Genomic DNA, 17773 nt, shown 5'->3' with positions numbered 1-17773 from the left:
TAAAAATGACTACATAATTGATTAAATCGACCCTTTTTATCTCAACTGCGGGCGCATCGGATGTAATATAATTTTTAAAAGAGACTGGCAATCAGTATAAAACCTGAGAGCTTCGCGTATAAACGCATTACTGTCTGTGATAGCGTCGCTACAGGTAAAAATAAAAGAAGGCCTGGCGCGGATGATGCTGTAGATTTGCAATACTGGCGGCAACTGCTTTCATGCGTTTTTTATGCCGGAGGCATGAAGTTTACCCTTGAATAAACTTCATGCCTGGATGCGTGTGGATTTGTTAGCGTTGCGCAATTAATCGCTTATATCACTCACCTTCTTATTCAATAAGCGGGAAGCCCGCCAGTAAATCAACAGCATGAGTCCCATCACAATGGTCAGCGTAATGCTGGTCGCCGCGCCAAACGGCCAGTCGCGAATATTCAGGAACTGTACCTTAATGACGTTACCAATCAGCAGGTTTTTCGCGCCACCCATTAAATCGGAGACGTAGAACAGGCCCATTGCCGGTAGCATCACGAGCAGGCAACCGGCGACAATGCCCGGCATGGTTAATGGAATAATGATGCGGATGAACGTTTGCATTTTACTGGCGCCGAGATCGCGTGCGGCCTCCAGTAGCGGTTTGTCGAGCTTCTCAATGCTGGAGTAGAGCGGCATGACCATAAACGGCAGCAAAATGTAAACCAGGCCGATAATAACGGCGCTCGGGGTGAACATGATGCGAATCGGCGTATCAATCACGCCCAGCCACAGCAGGAATTCATTGAGATAGCCTTTAGTGCTCAGGAATATTTTTAGCCCATAGATGCGGATCAGTGAGTTGGTCCAGAAAGGAACAATCAGCAAAAACAGCAATAACGGACGTATCTTTTCCGGTAACTTCGCCAGGAACCAGGCAAAAGGATAGCCCAGCACCAGGCAGGAGAGGGTGGCGATCAGCGCCATATTCAGAGAGTGCAGGAGCACTTCAAAATAGAGCGGATCGAGCAGGCGTGCGTAGTTATCCAGCGTAAAGACCATCTTGACGAAACTGGCGTCGTCACGGGTCAGAAAGCTGGTGCCAATGATCATCAGGTTGGGCAGAAAAACAAACAACACAAGCCAACCGACGATAGTGACAATCACTACATTCTGGAATTTACTTGTGTTCTTCATCAGCCAGTACGACCTCCCAGCTTTCTACCCAACTAATGGCCATTTTTTGGTCAAGTGAATGGTCGAAGTCAGGATCGTCTTCGTTGAAGAATTCGCTGACCATCACCATTTTGCCATTTTCCAGTTCAACCACCGACTCCAGCGTCATACCTTTATAATTGCGCTCGCGCACGTAGCCGATAAGCCCTTCGATGTGGTTATCATCGTTGATCTCTTCGACGCGTAGATCTTCCGGTCGCAGCAGGACGTTCAGTTTTTGGCCCGGTTCGACAGCGAAATTGACGTATATATTGCACTCCCGACCTTCTACGCTGGCGCGGACGCGCTGTTCATCAAGCCGTTCAATGACGGTCGCGTCAAAGCGGTTAATTTCGCCGATAAAACCGGCGACAAACAGGTTTTTTGGCTCTTCATAGATTTCACGCGGCGTGCCGTCTTGCTCAATCACGCCATTACGCATTACCACGATACGATCGGACATGGTGAGCGCTTCTTCCTGATCGTGAGTGACAAAAACAAACGTGATACCGAGTTTACGCTGTAATGCTTTAAGCTCGTTCTGCATTTGTTTGCGCAATTTATAGTCCAGCGCGGAAAGCGATTCATCCAGTAATAACAGGCGAGGTTTATTCACCACCGCGCGAGCGATAGCCACACGCTGCTGCTGTCCGCCGGAAAGCTGGTGCGGTTTACGTTGTGCAAACTCTTCAAGCTGCACCATACGCAGCGCATCGGTCACGCGAGGCGCTATCTCGGCGGCTGGCGTTTTTTGCATTCGTAAGCCAAACGCGACATTTTCAAACACCGTCATATGCGGAAATAAAGCGTAGCTTTGAAATACGGTATTTACATAACGATTTTCGGCGGGAACGTGGGTGATATCCTGGTTATCCAACATGATATGCCCGGCATCAACGGTTTCCAGGCCGGCAATCAGGCGAAGAACGGTTGTTTTACCACAGCCGGAAGGGCCAAGCAGTGTGAGGAATTCGCCATTGTTAATGGTCAAATCCAGTTGCGAAATGACCTCTTTGCCATCGAAACTTTTGCTAATTCCCGACAAAAGCACCAGCGGTGAAAGCGAACGCGGTTGATTATTCAATTTCTTACTCTGTCCCATGTAAACGCAACGGATGGCTGACCGCTGCGGGGTTTGTGGTTAACCACCTTAATCACTCTTAATGAGGGCGGTCATTCTACGGCAAACCACTGTGATCGCCAATCCTTGTTGCGAATTACTGACTTAGCTTTATAGTCAGAAAGCGTGTCAAAGTGAAATATTCTTGTTTGCAGGGATAAAAGTGACCTGACGCAATATTTGTCTTTTCTTGCTTATTAATAATGTTGTCACGAAAAGTGAGGGTGACTGCATGGATAAACTACTTGAGCGTTTTTTACACTACGTATCGCTGGATACCCAATCAAAGTCGGGTGTTCGGCAGGTTCCCAGCACTGAGGGGTAGTGGAAGTTACTACGTTTGCTCAAACAGCAGCTCGAAGAGATGGGGCTGGTTAACATTACATTAAGTGAAAAAGGGACGTTGATGGCGACGCTCCCGGCCAATGTTGAGGGGGATATTCCCGCCATTGGTTTTATCTCCCATGTGGATACCTCTCCGGATTTCAGCGGTAAAAACGTTAATCCGCAGATTGTCGAGAATTATCGCGGCGGCGATATAGCATTAGGGATTGGCGATGAGGTGTTGTCACCCGTGATGTTCCCGGTACTGCATCAATTACTGGGACAGACGCTGATTACTACCGATGGTAAGACATTGCTGGGCGCGGACGATAAAGCCGGCGTTGCGGAGATCATGACCGCGCTGGCGGTGCTGAAAGGTAATCCTATTCCCCACGGCGACATTAAAGTGGCGTTTACGCCTGACGAAGAGGTAGGGAAAGGCGCGAAGCACTTCGATGTTGAGGAGTTTGGCGCGCAGTGGGCCTATACGGTCGACGGCGGCGGCGTGGGCGAACTGGAGTTTGAAAACTTCAATGCCGCCTCGGTGAATATCAAAATCGTCGGCAATAACGTGCATCCTGGTACGGCGAAAGGCGTGATGGTCAATGCGCTGTCGTTGGCGGCGAGGATTCACGCGGAAGTGCCGGCGGATGAAGCGCCTGAAACCACTGAAGGTTACGAAGGGTTTTATCATCTGGCCAGCATGAAAGGCACCGTTGACCGGGCCGAAATGCACTACATCATTCGCGATTTCGACCGTAAGCAGTTTGAAGCGCGTAAACGCAAAATGATGGAGATTGCCAAAAAAGTCGGTAAGGGGCTGCATCCGGACTGCTATATCGAACTGGTGATTGAAGACAGTTATTACAATATGCGCGAAAAAGTGGTTGAGCATCCGCATATTCTCGATATCGCCCAGCAGGCCATGCGCGACTGTCATATTACGCCGGAGATGAAACCGATTCGCGGCGGTACAGACGGGGCGCAACTGTCGTTTATGGGCCTGCCGTGTCCTAATCTCTTTACCGGCGGATATAACTATCATGGTAAACATGAGTTTGTGACGCTGGAGGGGATGGAAAAAGCGGTACAGGTGATTGTACGTATCGCGGAGCTGACGGCGAAGCGCGGCCAGTAGCGAATGTTACGCATTGTGGTGAAGCGTTTTATTATTTATGGCGGGATATTTTCCGCCATCAATTTTTCTGCCTGGAGCGCCGAATATCCGCCTTCCTGGTCCCAGCGCCAGCAACAATCTGCAGCATGTTTTATGACCGGCGATGAAACCTGCATGACGTTTATTGATGATGCGGTGAGGCTGGCCTCGCGGCAATATGGCAAACGCTCAATACAGCTTGTTCGTAGCCTGCTATTACAAAGCGATATTTATCAATGGCTGGGTAAACCTGAATTAACGCCGCAAATGCTGCTGCGAGCGCGGGCAATCATGAAAACATTTCCGGCGGGCACTTATCCGGGCGATCGGGCCGATATGTTTGAACACCTTGCGGCCTTTAATGTTTACAGTGACGATCGCCATATAGAGTATTCATCTACAGAGCAGTGGCGATACGAGATCAAGGTTGATTACCGTCAGCGAATAGCCTGGCAAGAGCAGGCATTAACGTGGCGTCTTAAAGACAAAAAGGCATCGACGGAAGCATTGGTTTATACCTTAAACAGGATGCGCGACGCTTATTCTGATGCGCTGGAAGAGCGGGATGTCGAATGTGATAGTGCGCGTAAAGCCTATTATTTGGCGAAGATAGACGCAACGGAGCGGCAGTGGCTGAACGTTATTTTACGGGATAAAACCTGGGATAATCGTGAGCGCGTCGCCTCTTTTTTGCAGCAGAAAGCGGATATTGCTTATAATGCAGGGCATATTAGCGAGGCGATTAATGCGCTAAGTCAGGCGCTAAAAATTAAGCAAACGCTTTATGGCGCCGAATTCGGCGAAATGACGGTTGACAGCAATAATCTTGCTGGCTTTTATGCACAGGGCCATCATTATAAGGAAGCGAAAGATCTCTACCTTAAACTTATCGCGTATTACCAGAGCCGTTTAACGCCAATGGCGACGGTAATATCACGATTACGCTTTTATTTGCCCGAAAACATCGACCTGGACAGTACTTCCCTCTATCTCCCATTGCTGGCAGAATATAAACGTCGGCAGTCTGACGTATCCATGGTGTTGTATGGTATTTCGCTACTTTATAAGAATAATCAACAGCTTGAACAAGCAAAAGACTTTGCGGAACGCGCCTTTACGCTTGATGCCGTAGCTTATCCAGCAAAGATGCAGTATGAACGATTACAGCAACTGGCTAATATTGCCGAAGGTCTTGGAGATAACGTACTGGCGCGGCGCTATCGGCAAATGTCATTTCGCCATCGAATGGCCCACTCGATTTATCCGGGCGATCCGCAATATAACGATTTCGCCAAACCTGGCGGCGATCGTTGTGGATAGTTTGCGTCAGCCCGGCGGTCGCCGGGCATTGCGATGTTCTTATCCTTCGAAGAACCAGTACCCGCTATTCACCAGCGCCGCCAGCATCGCGAGGAAGGACGGGTCTTCCAGCGCATCGCCGAAGTTTTCAGCGGTCAGTGCAATATGACTGGCGAGCGCCTCCAGAGCGGGGCGATGCGGAGAGTCTATTTTTTCGCCATTCGCATAGACCTCATCGCCGATACGCAATACGCGAAGCCCGCCGAGACGTACTAATACCTCGCCTTGCTTTAAGGCATCGTAAATTTCATCAGGCTGATACGGCGGCTCCGGCGGCGCAATATCCAGTTCGTGGCGTGACTGAGAGAGAAACTCGCCAAGCCACTGTTGGAAATGCGCGGGTTGATTGATCAAATCGAGCATCATATTACGCAGTTTATCCATCTCCTGCGGCAGGATATCCGCCGGATGCTTGCGGGACGGCATATCCGGATCGCTGTAGTATGTATTGCCCAACTCCCGTTGCAGGACGTAATCGGCAAAACCGCTGATCAGCTCACGGCTATTGGGCGCGCGAAAACCGACCGAATAGTTCATGGCGTTTTCCAGCGCATAGCCTTCATGCGGGAATCCTGGCGGAATATACAGAATGTCGCCCGGCTCCAGCTCTTCATCAATAATGGCCTCGAACGGATCGACTTGTAACAGGTCGGGATGTGGGCAGTGCTGACGCATTTGCAGCTTTTCGCCCACGCGCCAGCGACGGCGACCGGTTCCCTGGATAATAAACACATCATACTGATCCAGATGCGGGCCAACGCCGCCGCCGGGAACGGAAAAGGAGATCATCAGATCGTCGATACGCCAGTCCGGCAGAGCGCGGAACGGGCGCATCAAGGCGGCGGTGGGTTCGTGCCAGTGGTTTACCGCCTGTACCAGCAGCGACCAGTTACTCTCACCCAGATGATCGTAGCTTTCGAAAGGGCCATGGCTGACCTGCCATTTGCCATCCTGATGGCTAACGAGACGGCTGTCGATTTCGCTTTCCATCGCCAGCCCCGCCAGCTCATCCGGCGAGAGCGGATCGATAAAGTTGCTAAACCCACGTTTTAAGACCACCGGGCGTTTTTGCCAGTGGCGTTCAAGAAAGTCGGGCCAGTTAAGAGTTAATTGGTATTCCATGTTAAGTATCCGCAGGCTGGTATCTGACACCGATTATAACGGATGCTTAACGAGATGCGTGGAAGAACGCACAGAAATGTTTATTCCTCTTTCTGTGTGGGATGCTGTCGGCCAAAAACGACCTCCATACGGGCGCCGCCGAGCAGACTGTCGCTGGCAATGATCTGCCCGGCGTATTGTTCCGTAATCTCGCGCGCGACAGCCAGCCCCACGCCTTGTCCTGGTCGTAGGGTATCGGCGCGCTGACCGCGATCAAATACCAGGGAACGTTTGCTGTGGGGTATGCCTGGGCCGTCATCTTCGACGAAAATATGCAAATGATCGTCGGTCTGGCGAGCCGAAATCTCGACAAACTCCAGGCAATATTTACAAGCGTTGTCCAGTACGTTGCCCATTACTTCGACAAAGTCGTTTTGCTCGCCGACAAAACTGATCTCTGGTGAAATATCCATACTGATATTCACCCCTTTACGCTGATAAACTTTATTGAGCGCGGAGATCAGGTTATCTAACAACGGCGCGACGGGATGCAGTTCGCGGCTTAACAATACGCCGCTACCGCGCATACTGGCGCGATGCAGATAATAGCCGATCTGCTGGGAAATCCGGCTGATCTGTTCCAGCATCACCGGTTCAGCTTTGCTGACGCTCATCTTTTCGTTGCGTAAAGAGCGTAACGTACTCTGCAAAACCGCGAGCGGCGTTTTTAAACTGTGCGTCAGGTCGGTCAGGGTCGTGCGGTATTTGTTATAACGTTCACGCTCGCTTTTGAGCAGTTGATTAAGGTTGCGCACAAGGCTGGTCAGCTCACGCGTCGTCTCCGGATTGAGCATTTCGCGGTGATGATCTTCAAGCTCGCGGACTTCCCGCGCCAGCGCCTCGATAGGGCGTAAGCTCCACCAGGCGGCGATCCACAGTAAAGGAATGACTAACAGTAAATTGGCGGCCAGCACGTATACGAACCAGCTCCACACCATATAGGAGCGTTTTAGCTCTATCGGAATGGTATCGACCACCACGATGGTTAACTGCGGCATCCGCGCCGTGGCAGGATAAATATTTACCGCTACCGAGTGGGTCATCTCGGCATCATCGTCATCTTCACGTACTTCTTTGAGTTTTTCCTGCGCGGAATGGTCCTCGCTCAACAGCGTGCTGGTAGCGTCTACGTTGGTTTCGATTTCATGGAAGCCGTTCGTTTTTAACCATTCCGGTTGAATGCTTTTAATCAGCCAGGGGATGTTGCGCTGCGCCCATAATAATTTGCCCGTTTCATCGTAAATCAGCGTCATGGTCGGGCTTTGCATGTCCAGATTTTCAGGCAGCTCAACGCTGATTTTATTATTTTCCCATTTGGCGAGGGTATAAAACAGGTTGCTTTCGCCGCGCAGCAGACGAAAGGTGGTTTTATCAAAACTTACGCTATAGCCGACCAGCGCCACTATGCCATATGCCAGAGAAAGCACCAGCACGACGCCGGCTGTCGCCAGCAAAAAACGAACCCGCAGCGACAGCGGCAGAAAATGGCGAGCAAATTTATTCATTATCGCAATTCAAAAAGATATCCTTGTCCGCGTACGGTGGTAATGACATCGTGCGGATACTGGGCCTGTATTTTTTTCCGCAGACGCCCCATGAGAACATCAATGGTATGACTTTCCCGCAGTTCCGCATCCGGATACAGCTGAAGCATCAGCGAATCTTTGCTGACCACTTTACCGTTGTTACGGATAAGCGTTTCCATAATGGTGTATTCGAACGCCGTGAGTTTGATGACCTCTTCATTGACGGATAATTCCCGGCGTGAGAGATCCACCTGGAACGGCGGGATGTTGATCACCTGGGAGGCCAGACCGCTATTACGGCGCATTAACGCCTGCATACGCGCCATTACCTCTTCGATGTGGAATGGCTTCGTTACGTAGTCATCGGCCCCGGAGCTGAGAACCTCGACTTTATCCTGCCAGCCTTCGCGCGCGGTTAACACCAGAACCGGCAGTGAAACATCACTGCTGCGCCAGCGGCGTATCAAGGAAAGGCCGTCTTCATCCGGCAGACCTAAATCGACAATAGCGATATCCGGAAGGTGTTCATTAAGGTAGTAATCAGCTTCCCTGGCATCTTCTGCGGCATCGACCTGGTGACCTGAATCCTGGAGCTGAACCTTCAGGTGGTGGCGTAATAATGCATTATCCTCTACAACCAGTACGCGCATCATCTCTTCTCCCTTGTGTTAACAATAAGAACAGTCTAGCGTTGATTATGGTGCTTTGGGGATAAACAGTTAATAAACCAGACAAATAGTCACCCTCTTTCTGAAGAAAAGAGGGTGAGGCAGACATTATTTAAGTTCGTCGACCAGAGTCACAGCGCGACCGATATAATTTGCCGGCGTCATGGCTTTAAGGCGCGTTTTTTCTGCTTCCGGCAGGGCCAGACTATCAATAAACTGTTTCATTCCTTCGGCATCAACACGCTTGCCACGGGTCAACTCTTTCAGTTTTTCATATGGTTTTTCAATACCATAGCGGCGCATGACGGTCTGGATCGGTTCAGCTAATACTTCCCAGTTGTGATCCAGTTCGTCAAGCAGATGATCGCGGTTTACTTCCAGCTTGCTGACGCCCTTCAGGGTGGACTGATAAGCGATAAGCGCATAGCCGATGCCGACACCCAGGTTACGCAGGACGGTTGAGTCGGTCAGATCGCGCTGCCAGCGGGAAACCGGCAGTTTGTTTGCCAGATGGTGCAACACTGCATTAGACAGACCGAGGTTGCCTTCTGAGTTTTCAAAGTCAATGGGGTTAACTTTATGCGGCATAGTAGAAGAACCGATCTCCCCGGCGATGGTTTTCTGTTTGAAATGGTTCAACGCAATATAGCCCCAGACATCGCGATCGAAATCGATCAGGATGGTGTTAAAGCGCGCGATACAGTCAAACAGTTCCGCAATATAATCATGTGGTTCAATCTGGGTGGTGTAAGGGTTCCACTGGATGCCCAGCGAGGTGACGAACTCTTCGCTGAACTGATGCCAGTCAACTTCCGGATAGGCGGCGATATGCGCGTTATAGTTGCCTACGGCGCCGTTAATTTTACCGAGGATCTCCACCTGGTTGAGCTGGCGGAACTGACGCTCCATTCGATACGCCACGTTCGCCATCTCTTTACCCAGAGTGGAAGGCGTTGCCGGCTGGCCGTGGGTGCGGGAGAGCAGAGGAATATCGCGATACTGCGTGGCGAGATCTTTAACCGCGTTAATCACCTGACGCCAGTAAGGCAGGATCACTTCATCGCGCGCGGTTTTGAGCATTAACGCGTGCGACAGGTTGTTAATGTCCTCAGAAGTGCAGGCAAAGTGGATAAACTCGGAAACGTCATGTAGCGCTGGGATCGCGGCGACTTTTTCTTTCAGAAAATACTCAACCGCTTTCACATCGTGATTCGTGGTGCGCTCAATGGTTTTAATGCGCGCGGCATCTTCTTCATTGAAGTTTGCCACAAGCGTATCCAGGTAACCGTTTGCGTCGGCAGCAAAAGCAGGAACTTCCTTGATCGCTGCGTGCGCGGCTAATTTCTGCAGCCAACGTACTTCGACTTGTACACGAAATTTCAGCAAACCGTATTCGCTAAAAATTCCGCGCAGCGCGCTGACTTTATCGCCGTAGCGTCCATCGACAGGGGAAACGGCGGTCAGTGAGGATAATTCCATAGATCATAACTCCGGGGTTAAATGAGCAAGAATTTGTTTTGCCTGAGTCGTCAGGCGATGACGAGAAAACATAAGCTGTAGGCGACCACCGCCTACCTGATGCCAGAGCACGGCTGCACGGATGCCTGCCAGTAGCGAGGCGCGGACTTTGGCCTGCACCTGCGGACTTTGCAGAACGGCCGGGGAGCCCGTCACCTGAATGCGCGGGCCCAATGGGCTAATCACATCCACGTAGATGCCCGCCATGGCGCTCATTAACGTGTCTGACTGTAAATCAAAATGATCAAGCTGGCGCTGCAGGCCGTTAATGCGATCGCCTAACGTATTCAATGCGCCTTTGGCGGATGACAGCTTGCGCTCCAGCACCATCAGGCTAAGCGTATAACGCGTCAGTTCGGCGTTAAGTCCCTGTCGGCTGCTGGCATTCAGCACGCCGAGCAGTGTTTCCAGACCAAGACGCAGGTTAGCTTCGCTGCCGCCGAACACGCCCAGAGTAGAACTGGGATTCATATCAATGACACTGTTGAGTGAAACGTGCAACGCGTCGGCATCACAGTGCCCCTGGTGCGCCAGTTGTTGCACCAGGCGTGCCGACTGGCAAATGCCAGACAGCGCGAGGGTGATGTCATAATAATTCTTTGCCACAATCACTGCTTCCTTGTATCAAATAAAATACACTTCATCTTTTAAGCCGCTTTGAGGCGACTTGAATGGTGTTGTGTATTGAATAATCAGACCGTCAGCGGCAGTCGCTGCTCGATAATGCCGCCGCCCAGGCAGACTTCGCCGCTGTAAAAGACAGCGGACTGGCCCGGCGTAACGGCGGCAACCGGCTCGTCAAAAATGACCTCGATACGATCGTCATCCAGCGCGTTAATCGTGCACGGAATATCGGTCTGGCGGTAGCGGGTTTTTACCGTACAGCGCAGGGTGCCGGTGAACGGTTCGCGATCGACCCAATGTAGCTGCTGGGCGATGAGGCCTACCGACATCAGACGTGGGTGCTCATGCCCCTGGGCGACAATTAACACATTGTTTTCAACGTCTTTATCCACCACATACCAGGGGTCTTCGCTACCGTCTTTGGTGCCGCCGATTCCCAGCCCTTTACGCTGACCGAGCGTATGATACATCAGACCCTGATGCTCGCCGATTTCATCGCCGTCAACGGTAATGATTTTCCCCGGCTGCGCAGGCAGATAGCGCCCTAAAAAGTCGCGGAATTTGCGCTCGCCGATAAAGCAGATACCGGTAGAATCTTTTTTCTTTGCGGTTACCAGCCCCAGATCTTCGGCGATTTTACGCACCTGCGGTTTTTCCAGCTCGCCAACCGGGAACAGACTTTGCGCAATCTGCTCATGGCCAAGTGTGTAGAGGAAGTAGCTCTGATCTTTGTTGCCGTCGAGCCCGCGCAACAACCGGCTTTTGCCGTTTACATCCGCGCGGCGGACGTAGTGACCGGTGGCGATATAGTCGGCGCCTAAATCTTCTGCGGCAAATTCAAGGAAGGCTTTAAATTTGATCTCTTTATTGCACAGAATATCCGGGTTCGGCGTACGGCCTGCTTTGTACTCTTCAAGGAACAGTTCAAAGACGTTATCCCAATATTCTGCGGCAAAATTAACGGTATGCAGTTCAATGCCAAGCTTATCGCACACGGCCTGCGCGTCAGCCAGATCGGCTGCTGCGGTACAGTATTCCTCACCATCGTCCTCTTCCCAGTTCTTCATGAACAGGCCTTCTACCTGATAACCCTGTTGTTGCAACAGCCAGGCGGAAACGGAGGAATCGACACCGCCGGACATGCCGACGATCACTTTTTTTGGGCTTTCTGACATTGGAATACTCGCGACATTGAACTTCAAGGCGGCGTATTCTACCACGCAGCCCTTTACTTGACACCCTCTGTAAACGGCCAGTTAAATTCGCCCACTATAGATAAGGGGTAACGTTGTCCCGTTTGATAACTGCGAATGCTTTCAGCCACCAGCGGAGAACGTAAATTCGGCGCGTTCAGAATCTCGTCGGCGCTCACCCAACGGCAGCAATCGATGTCATTGTCATGGGGTTCGGTCGCGCAAATATGATCAAGCTTGATAGCGAATAAAAAGCGCAGGAACGGGGTCTTATCCGGCGCAATCCACTGATGCATACGGATAAAATACTGTGGTTGCGCCGTGATGCCAGTCTCTTCCCTCAGTTCACGCGCGGCGGCCTGCGCCAGCGTTTCATCTGCCTCCAGGTGTCCGGCAGGTTGATTCCATAACGATTTACCGTTGATGGTCTCTTCCACCACCAGAAATTTATCTTCGGCATGTACGATGCAGGCAACGGTCACGTGCGGCTTGAACATAGGCATCCTTATTAAAGCGGTTTATCAATGTGGTCATAGATCGCGTCAAGCTGTTTCAGACGCTCGTTATAAGCTTTTGTCAGGCAGGTGACGTCGGCCTTGCACTGCTGACGCTGTTTAAGCCAGCTCTGCTGGGCGTCCTGCAGGGCGCCGCGACTGCCCATCGCGAACAACCCTTTCAGAAACTGATATTTGGTGTGCATTTCCACGTCTTTATCATTCAGCGTCAGGTGCGCGCAGATAGCCTTTTCATCCGCAGCCTGCGCTTTCTGGCAGTCGAAGCTGGCCGCATTAACGGATAACGGTGTTAATAAAGCAAAAGCAATGAGAAGCCGTTTCATCTGTCTTTCTCCTGTGCGATCTCGCGCCACTGTCCATTATCGAGGCCGTTGAGCGTGTAGTCGCCCATGCTGTAACGAATTAATCGTAGAGTGGGATGACCGACATGCGCTGTCATGCGTCTTACCTGGCGGTTGCGGCCTTCATATAAGGTGACTTTTAGCCAACTGGTGGGAATATTCTTCCGTTCGCGAATCGGCGGGGTGCGCGGCCACAGCCAGTCAGGCTCCGCGACAATCTCAATACCGGCGGGCAGGGTAGGGCCATCGTTGAGCGTGACGCCAGTACGAAGCGCCTGCAGCGCTGCATTATCCGGGATACCTTCTACCTGAACATAGTAAATCTTGCCGGTGCGTTTGCCCGGTTGCGTGAGGCGCGCCTGCAGCGCGCCGTCATTAGTCAGCACCAAAAGCCCTTCGCTGTCGCGGTCCAGGCGGCCTGCGGCATAAACGCCTTGCACAGGAATAAAATCTTTTAACGTGCGGCGACCTGCTTCATCCGTGAACTGCGGCAACACATCGTAAGGTTTATTGAACAAAACCACGCGTTTTGGCTGGTTTTCTTTCCGTGATTTAGATGCTTGTCGTGAGCTGAATCGCTTAACGTAGTGATTTCTAAAAGAAGTTTTTTGCATGGTGTTTTCAGAACTTATTAATTGCCGCATTATAGCGCAATAATGAGTGTCTTTCATGGCGGCAAACAATAGGGTAGTATTGACATGCTCATTACAAAACATTAACAAAAAATTGCTCTAACGCAGTCGTGCAGCAGGACGCCATTGCACATGCAGCGCGATGACAGACGAGCAAACCAGAAGCGCTCGAAGGAGAGGTGAATGGAAAGCAAAGTAGTTGTTCCGGTGGAAGGTAAGAAGATCACCCTGCAAAACGGCAAACTCAACGTTCCTGAGAATCCGATTATCCCGTTTATTGAAGGCGATGGTATCGGTGTTGATGTCACTCCAGCCATGCTTAAAGTGGTCGATGCCGCCGTCGAGAAAGCCTATAAAGGCGAGCGTAAAATTTCCTGGATGGAAATTTACACCGGAGAAAAATCCACACAGGTTTACGGCCAGGATGTCTGGCTTCCCGCTGAAACCCTTGATTTAATTCGTGATTACCGCGTAGCGATTAAAGGTCCGTTGACCACGCCGGTTGGCGGCGGTATCCGCTCTCTGAACGTTGCCCTGCGTCAGGAGCTTGACCTGTACGTTTGTCTGCGTCCCGTTCGTTACTATCAGGGCACGCCAAGTCCGGTGAAACATCCGGAGCTGACCGATATGGTCATCTTCCGTGAAAACTCTGAAGACATCTACGCCGGAATTGAATGGAAAGCTGACTCTGCAGACGCTGAGAAAGTGATCAAGTTCCTGCGCGAAGAGATGGGCGTGAAGAAAATTCGCTTCCCGGAGCACTGCGGTATCGGTATCAAACCGTGTTCTGAAGAAGGCACTAAACGTCTGGTTCGCGCGGCGATTGAATACGCTATTACCAACGATCGCGATTCCGTTACGCTGGTACATAAAGGCAATATCATGAAGTTCACCGAAGGCGCGTTTAAAGACTGGGGCTACCAGTTGGCGCGCGACGAGTTCGGCGGTGAGCTTATTGACGGCGGTCCGTGGCTGAAAATTAAGAACCCGAACACGGGTAAAGAGATCGTGATTAAAGACGTTATCGCCGATGCGTTCCTGCAACAGATCCTGTTGCGTCCGGCGGAATACGACGTTATCGCCTGTATGAACCTGAACGGTGACTATATTTCCGATGCCCTGGCGGCTCAGGTTGGCGGTATCGGTATTGCACCGGGTGCGAATATCGGCGACGAATGCGCGTTGTTTGAAGCGACTCACGGGACTGCGCCGAAATATGCGGGCCAGGATAAAGTCAACCCAGGCTCCATTATTCTGTCTGCGGAGATGATGCTGCGCCACATGCAGTGGTTCGAAGCCGCAGACCTGATTGTTAAAGGTATGGAAGGCGCGATTGCCGCGAAGACCGTGACCTATGACTTCGAACGTCTGATGGACGGCGCTAAGCTGCTGAAATGTAGTGAGTTTGGCGACGCGATTATCGCAAATATGTAATAACGATAATTGTTAAAAACAAAAACGGGGACTTAACGTCCCCGTTTTTATTATTAGCATTCGAACGGTTATCAAAAAAATTTATCAAAACTCCCTCAATTCTGACCGCAATAGTAATCCATCCTTTACCCCGATCGTCATGATAACCTGAGACCCCCTGAAAGCTGATAGTTACCGATTTTGATTGTGGTGGTTTTCTTTATGATGTGTGGTTTGGCTATTTTTTGAAAGTGCCTTACCAGATTTGTTTTTATTATCAGGGGATTATTTCAATAAAAGGTGATGATTTATTGCCTGCAATAGTAGGTAGATTAAGCATTTTATGAAATTATTAGTGTCTTTATTTGCACTTCTACAAGACTGTTAAGAGGTGTTGAAATATCAGCCTGGTAAAGAATACGTCAGCGAAAGTGAATACTATTAGTCGTAAAAATTCAGGAGTCATATGCTCAAACCTATCTGCTATAGTGGAAGTGTAAAGGTTCCGGAATATCTGGAAACAGATAAGGAAAAAAATGTCGGACGTACTCCTCTGTCTTCAGATATTCAGCAAGTTAAAAATGTTGTTGAAGATGTTCCACCATTTCCAGAAAGCAGAGCGGTGAGCGGTTCTGTAAGCGCAGCGTACAAGCTTTCTTTTGACGAAGTGTTTTGCGGTCTCAGCAATGAAGAGCGTAAAAAGGTGTATGGTCGCCTTTTTGGAAAACAAGTACTTGCGCATATTCATTCCAGGTGTCAGCGCGACGCTGACATAATAAGAGAAAAAGCGCTCAGGCGGATAAGCCGTGAGTGTGGTGCCGAAATAGATTGCGCTCTCTTGCTAAATAAGATGGTGGATGTTTTACAAAATGCCCGGCTGACAATAAATTTTAATGCAGCCAAAATTGACTTTGTCTCTCTCTTAAAAAATAAAGAATATCTGAACTCTTATGCATTAGGTTGCAGACCAGGCGATTTACCCGCTTATAATGTCGGACGTGATTCAGTTGAAACTAAAGCATTTGAACTGGAGAAGCTTGCAGATTCACCTTATGCCCCATATGGTCAGACAGGCGGTTTTTCCGTAGCATATACTCCCAACAGTAGAATTTTTAGCCCTACAAGCAGACCAATTTATGCTGCACTGGACTTTCTGAACGGTGAAAATGGAGGTGCCAGCGCCTATGGGAAATCATTTTTTGAATTAAATGATAATGTAAAAACAAATTGTACATTCTCACCTTTTGATATCTACGGCCACAGATTTGGCCTGGATACGAGTAAATTATCTACATTTTGCCATATGGAGAACCTGATTGCATCCTGTCAAAATGATTTTTTTGGTTATAATTGCTTTAAGAGTTTGGTTAAAATGGCTAAGGGCGAAAAATTTTTAGCTCATTCTAATTATGGTACAGGCTATGAAGGGAATTATATAGAGGCTCATATTCATGGTGATGTATGTTTATTCAGAGATATAAAGCACGTTTATTTGTCTTTGCAAGAAAACTCTTACTCGGAAAGTCAACTATATGATTATGCAAAACAAATAAACCAGGCGCTTAATAGAGACTGCATAATATTATATTGACAAGCTTATTATCAGTCTCTTTAAAAGAGCTTTAAATGATCATGAGCACATACTTCTTGAGGTAGGCAGTAACTGCTTTTATATTTATTATAGCAGGACCGCTCTGGCAGATACCTGTGTGGCACCTCAGTATGGCCTGAAAAATAGAGGAACATGGACCAGCAGAGGCGCCTGCTGGCTACTTTTCACTTAAATCGCTGGAATTCACCGGCGCTACAGATGAAGCGACCTTAACAGTCATCAGGTGTCCAGCATTACCACAGGAGTGATTTACTGGCTATCGATATTCCTGCTCATCAGGTTTTTACGCCATCTACGCACATTTATTCTGCTATAAGTTGAAATACTGCAAAAAATATTAAGGCTTATTATTTTTTCTTTAAGTAAATTTTCGTTCAACAAACTTAATTGTTTATTCAATGATGATGAAGCATGAGTTATGCTGAAAGTGAGGGAAGTTAACAGCAAGGATAATCTTAATATTTACGGGTGATATTATGAGACATCGTGTATTTTTCCCATTGCTTCTGGTGTTGTCGGCTACAGCCTTTTCGGCGTCGGCGATGGCTGCCAGTGATTCAAAACCCCCACCAGATAATACAAAACACGCCTCCCGTGGCTGGCAGTCAGGCCCCGAAGCATTTATTCGCCCAGGCTGGTGTGACCATTATCCAGCAGGTGAGCTGACGCCACCGGGGTGGTGTGATATTTGTGGTTGTTAGTTTTTTACAGAAAACCATATCAGGATTGAGGGTATATCAGGCTATTATGTTTCATCAGCTCATCCTGAACTGAATATTACCTCAGGCTGGTGTGTTTTATTAACGCCAGCCTGATTTTTCACAACGTTATATTGCTGGCTTACAGGCCTGTCAGGCCAGTCAGGTTTTGATGTGTCCACACGGTTTACCAACACCCTGTATTTTTCCATTCGTCGCTCATCATCTGTTGCCATCAATGACAGTATTGCGCTCTTTCCCGTACGTTCCTCTCCCGACCTGTCGCATGGTCCAGTACATGGCAGTCCTCTTCCACCTCGCTACATCTAATTTTTTGTTTTTAAGTTGCTCTGTTTTATTGCGCTGAATTTGTAGCTAAAAACAGTAATTTTAAATACTTATTTGAATATTTTTTTATGATTTTTTCACGAAATGAGTAAAAAATAAAATGAAGAATGATATACATAATTAATGCAATAAAAAATGACATCACACCAATTGATGGTCCTGTTTTGTATACGAATAGCATGCATAAAAATATAGCAAATAGATCAAGGGAAATATTCGCGATGAAATCAGTAATTATTTTGAAAAAATTCTTCATATTACCTCTTTAAAATATCTATCTTATTCGCCATTTTTAGGTCGGGCAGTGATCGAAATTCTCACGTACAACGTGTACGCTCCGGTTTCTGCGCGCTGCCCGGCTTCACACTGGCTCCAAC

Annotated in this window: 16 protein-coding genes and 3 pseudogenes; 5 read left to right on the top strand and 14 right to left on the bottom strand. The window is 49.2% G+C overall.

Translation table 11 applies throughout. From position 1 onward, the window contains the following. Window positions 1-306: 306 nt before the first annotated feature. Both potB and potA read right to left on the bottom strand, forming a co-directional pair. Window positions 307-1170 carry a spermidine/putrescine ABC transporter permease PotB gene (gene potB, locus ACLJPQ_RS00805; RefSeq protein ID WP_000799391.1) on the bottom strand — a complete coding sequence of 288 codons (864 nt, stop codon included), beginning with the start codon at window positions 1168-1170 and terminating at the stop codon, window positions 307-309. Next, the gene (gene potA, locus ACLJPQ_RS00800) at window positions 1154-2290 is read right to left on the bottom strand and encodes a spermidine/putrescine ABC transporter ATP-binding protein PotA (protein ID WP_000531607.1); all 1137 of its coding nucleotides are present in this window, start codon (window positions 2288-2290) and stop codon (window positions 1154-1156) included. The genes potB and potA overlap by 17 nt, the downstream gene beginning before the upstream one ends. 250 nt (window positions 2291-2540) lie before the next feature. Between potA and pepT the strand changes: the two are divergent. After that, a pseudogene (gene pepT, locus ACLJPQ_RS00795) lies at window positions 2541-3770 on the top strand (peptidase T). Window positions 3771-3773: 3 nt separating this feature from the next. Beyond that, complete coding sequence (locus tag ACLJPQ_RS00790) at window positions 3774-5108, top strand: hypothetical protein (protein ID WP_080184896.1); 1335 nt, start codon at window positions 3774-3776, stop codon at window positions 5106-5108. A gap of 39 nt (window positions 5109-5147) precedes the next feature. On the opposite strand, the gene roxA is transcribed toward ACLJPQ_RS00790, so the two are convergent. The 9 genes from roxA to rluE all read right to left on the bottom strand — a co-directional run bounded on the left by roxA (window position 5148) and on the right by rluE (window position 13337). Beyond that, window positions 5148-6269 (bottom strand): [50S ribosomal protein L16]-arginine 3-hydroxylase, encoded by a 1122-nt coding sequence (roxA, locus tag ACLJPQ_RS00785; protein ID WP_000456514.1) that lies wholly within the window; start codon window positions 6267-6269, stop codon window positions 5148-5150. Window positions 6270-6349: 80 nt separating this feature from the next. After that, window positions 6350-7813, bottom strand: a complete 1464-nt coding sequence (gene phoQ / locus ACLJPQ_RS00780; protein WP_001031685.1) for a two-component system sensor histidine kinase PhoQ — start codon at window positions 7811-7813, stop codon at window positions 6350-6352. Continuing rightward, window positions 7813-8484: a two-component system response regulator PhoP gene (gene phoP / locus ACLJPQ_RS00775; RefSeq protein ID WP_001537766.1), complete on the bottom strand. Its 672-nt coding sequence runs from the start codon at window positions 8482-8484 to the stop codon at window positions 7813-7815. The genes phoQ and phoP overlap by 1 nt, the downstream gene beginning before the upstream one ends. 126 nt (window positions 8485-8610) lie before the next feature. After that, a complete protein-coding gene (gene purB / locus ACLJPQ_RS00770) occupies window positions 8611-9981 on the bottom strand; it encodes an adenylosuccinate lyase (RefSeq protein WP_000423763.1) in 1371 nt (456 codons plus the stop codon). 3 nt (window positions 9982-9984) lie between these two features. Then, entirely contained in the window at window positions 9985-10626 is a 642-nt protein-coding gene (gene hflD, locus ACLJPQ_RS00765) for a high frequency lysogenization protein HflD (protein ID WP_001519653.1), read from the bottom strand. Between the two features lie 86 nt (window positions 10627-10712). Continuing rightward, window positions 10713-11819, bottom strand: coding sequence for a tRNA 2-thiouridine(34) synthase MnmA (gene mnmA / locus ACLJPQ_RS00760; RefSeq protein ID WP_000004540.1), 1107 nt, complete (start codon window positions 11817-11819; stop codon window positions 10713-10715). Window positions 11820-11872: 53 nt separating this feature from the next. Next, window positions 11873-12334: an NUDIX hydrolase gene (locus ACLJPQ_RS00755; RefSeq protein ID WP_080184897.1), complete on the bottom strand. Its 462-nt coding sequence runs from the start codon at window positions 12332-12334 to the stop codon at window positions 11873-11875. Between the two features lie 11 nt (window positions 12335-12345). Continuing rightward, on the bottom strand, window positions 12346-12675 hold the full coding sequence (locus tag ACLJPQ_RS00750; protein ID WP_000825956.1) for a lysozyme inhibitor LprI family protein: 330 nt from the start codon (window positions 12673-12675) through the stop codon (window positions 12346-12348). After that, the gene (gene rluE, locus ACLJPQ_RS00745) at window positions 12672-13337 is read right to left on the bottom strand and encodes a 23S rRNA pseudouridine(2457) synthase RluE (RefSeq protein ID WP_001249412.1); all 666 of its coding nucleotides are present in this window, start codon (window positions 13335-13337) and stop codon (window positions 12672-12674) included. Before rluE ends, ACLJPQ_RS00750 begins: the two co-directional genes overlap by 4 nt. A 171-nt stretch (window positions 13338-13508) precedes the next feature. Between rluE and icd the strand changes: the two genes are divergently transcribed. Together icd and sopF are read left to right on the top strand one after the other, a co-directional pair. Then, complete coding sequence (gene icd / locus ACLJPQ_RS00740; RefSeq protein ID WP_080090903.1) at window positions 13509-14759, top strand: NADP-dependent isocitrate dehydrogenase; 1251 nt, start codon at window positions 13509-13511, stop codon at window positions 14757-14759. Between the two features lie 445 nt (window positions 14760-15204). Then, window positions 15205-16329 carry a type III secretion system effector SopF gene (sopF, locus tag ACLJPQ_RS00735; protein WP_080184898.1) on the top strand — a complete coding sequence of 375 codons (1125 nt, stop codon included), beginning with the start codon at window positions 15205-15207 and terminating at the stop codon, window positions 16327-16329. Between the two features lie 285 nt (window positions 16330-16614). Here the strand turns inward: sopF and ACLJPQ_RS00730 are convergent. Then, window positions 16615-16794 (bottom strand): annotated as a pseudogene (locus ACLJPQ_RS00730) (hypothetical protein); the annotation flags it as partial. Window positions 16795-16826: 32 nt separating this feature from the next. Here ACLJPQ_RS00730 and ACLJPQ_RS00725 point away from each other — a divergent pair. Then, on the top strand, window positions 16827-17051 hold the full coding sequence (locus tag ACLJPQ_RS00725) for a PagK family vesicle-borne virulence factor (RefSeq protein ID WP_322968085.1): 225 nt from the start codon (window positions 16827-16829) through the stop codon (window positions 17049-17051). Window positions 17052-17191: 140 nt separating this feature from the next. Here the strand turns inward: ACLJPQ_RS00725 and ACLJPQ_RS00720 are convergent. Both ACLJPQ_RS00720 and ACLJPQ_RS00715 read right to left on the bottom strand, forming a co-directional pair. Next, window positions 17192-17284 (bottom strand): annotated as a pseudogene (locus tag ACLJPQ_RS00720) (tail fiber assembly protein); the annotation flags it as partial. Between the two features lie 119 nt (window positions 17285-17403). After that, window positions 17404-17652: a hypothetical protein gene (locus ACLJPQ_RS00715; RefSeq protein WP_080184899.1), complete on the bottom strand. Its 249-nt coding sequence runs from the start codon at window positions 17650-17652 to the stop codon at window positions 17404-17406. Between the last annotated feature and the right edge of the window lie 121 nt (window positions 17653-17773).

The sequence above is a fragment of the Salmonella sp. SAL04213 genome (genome assembly GCF_046550535.1).
Taxonomy (GTDB): domain Bacteria; phylum Pseudomonadota; class Gammaproteobacteria; order Enterobacterales; family Enterobacteriaceae; genus Salmonella; species Salmonella enterica.
This window is presented reverse-complemented; position numbering and strand designations above follow the sequence as displayed.

What these genes read in the sequence shown, in the direction of transcription:
- mnmA (WP_000004540.1), bottom strand. Translation starts at nt 11,819, where the DNA reads ATGTCAGAAAGCCCAAAAAAAGTGATCGTCGGCATGTCCGGCGGTGTC.
- sopF (WP_080184898.1), top strand. Translation starts at nt 15,205, where the DNA reads ATGCTCAAACCTATCTGCTATAGTGGAAGTGTAAAGGTTCCGGAATAT.
- phoQ (WP_001031685.1), bottom strand. Translation starts at nt 7,813, where the DNA reads ATGAATAAATTTGCTCGCCATTTTCTGCCGCTGTCGCTGCGGGTTCGT.
- ACLJPQ_RS00725 (WP_322968085.1), top strand. Translation starts at nt 16,827, where the DNA reads ATGAGACATCGTGTATTTTTCCCATTGCTTCTGGTGTTGTCGGCTACA.
- ACLJPQ_RS00750 (WP_000825956.1), bottom strand. Translation starts at nt 12,675, where the DNA reads ATGAAACGGCTTCTCATTGCTTTTGCTTTATTAACACCGTTATCCGTT.
- roxA (WP_000456514.1), bottom strand. Translation starts at nt 6,269, where the DNA reads ATGGAATACCAATTAACTCTTAACTGGCCCGACTTTCTTGAACGCCAC.
- ACLJPQ_RS00715 (WP_080184899.1), bottom strand. Translation starts at nt 17,652, where the DNA reads ATGAAGAATTTTTTCAAAATAATTACTGATTTCATCGCGAATATTTCC.
- purB (WP_000423763.1), bottom strand. Translation starts at nt 9,981, where the DNA reads ATGGAATTATCCTCACTGACCGCCGTTTCCCCTGTCGATGGACGCTAC.
- potA (WP_000531607.1), bottom strand. Translation starts at nt 2,290, where the DNA reads ATGGGACAGAGTAAGAAATTGAATAATCAACCGCGTTCGCTTTCACCG.
- ACLJPQ_RS00790 (WP_080184896.1), top strand. Translation starts at nt 3,774, where the DNA reads ATGTTACGCATTGTGGTGAAGCGTTTTATTATTTATGGCGGGATATTT.
- potB (WP_000799391.1), bottom strand. Translation starts at nt 1,170, where the DNA reads ATGAAGAACACAAGTAAATTCCAGAATGTAGTGATTGTCACTATCGTC.
- icd (WP_080090903.1), top strand. Translation starts at nt 13,509, where the DNA reads ATGGAAAGCAAAGTAGTTGTTCCGGTGGAAGGTAAGAAGATCACCCTG.
- rluE (WP_001249412.1), bottom strand. Translation starts at nt 13,337, where the DNA reads ATGCGGCAATTAATAAGTTCTGAAAACACCATGCAAAAAACTTCTTTT.
- phoP (WP_001537766.1), bottom strand. Translation starts at nt 8,484, where the DNA reads ATGCGCGTACTGGTTGTAGAGGATAATGCATTATTACGCCACCACCTG.
- ACLJPQ_RS00755 (WP_080184897.1), bottom strand. Translation starts at nt 12,334, where the DNA reads ATGTTCAAGCCGCACGTGACCGTTGCCTGCATCGTACATGCCGAAGAT.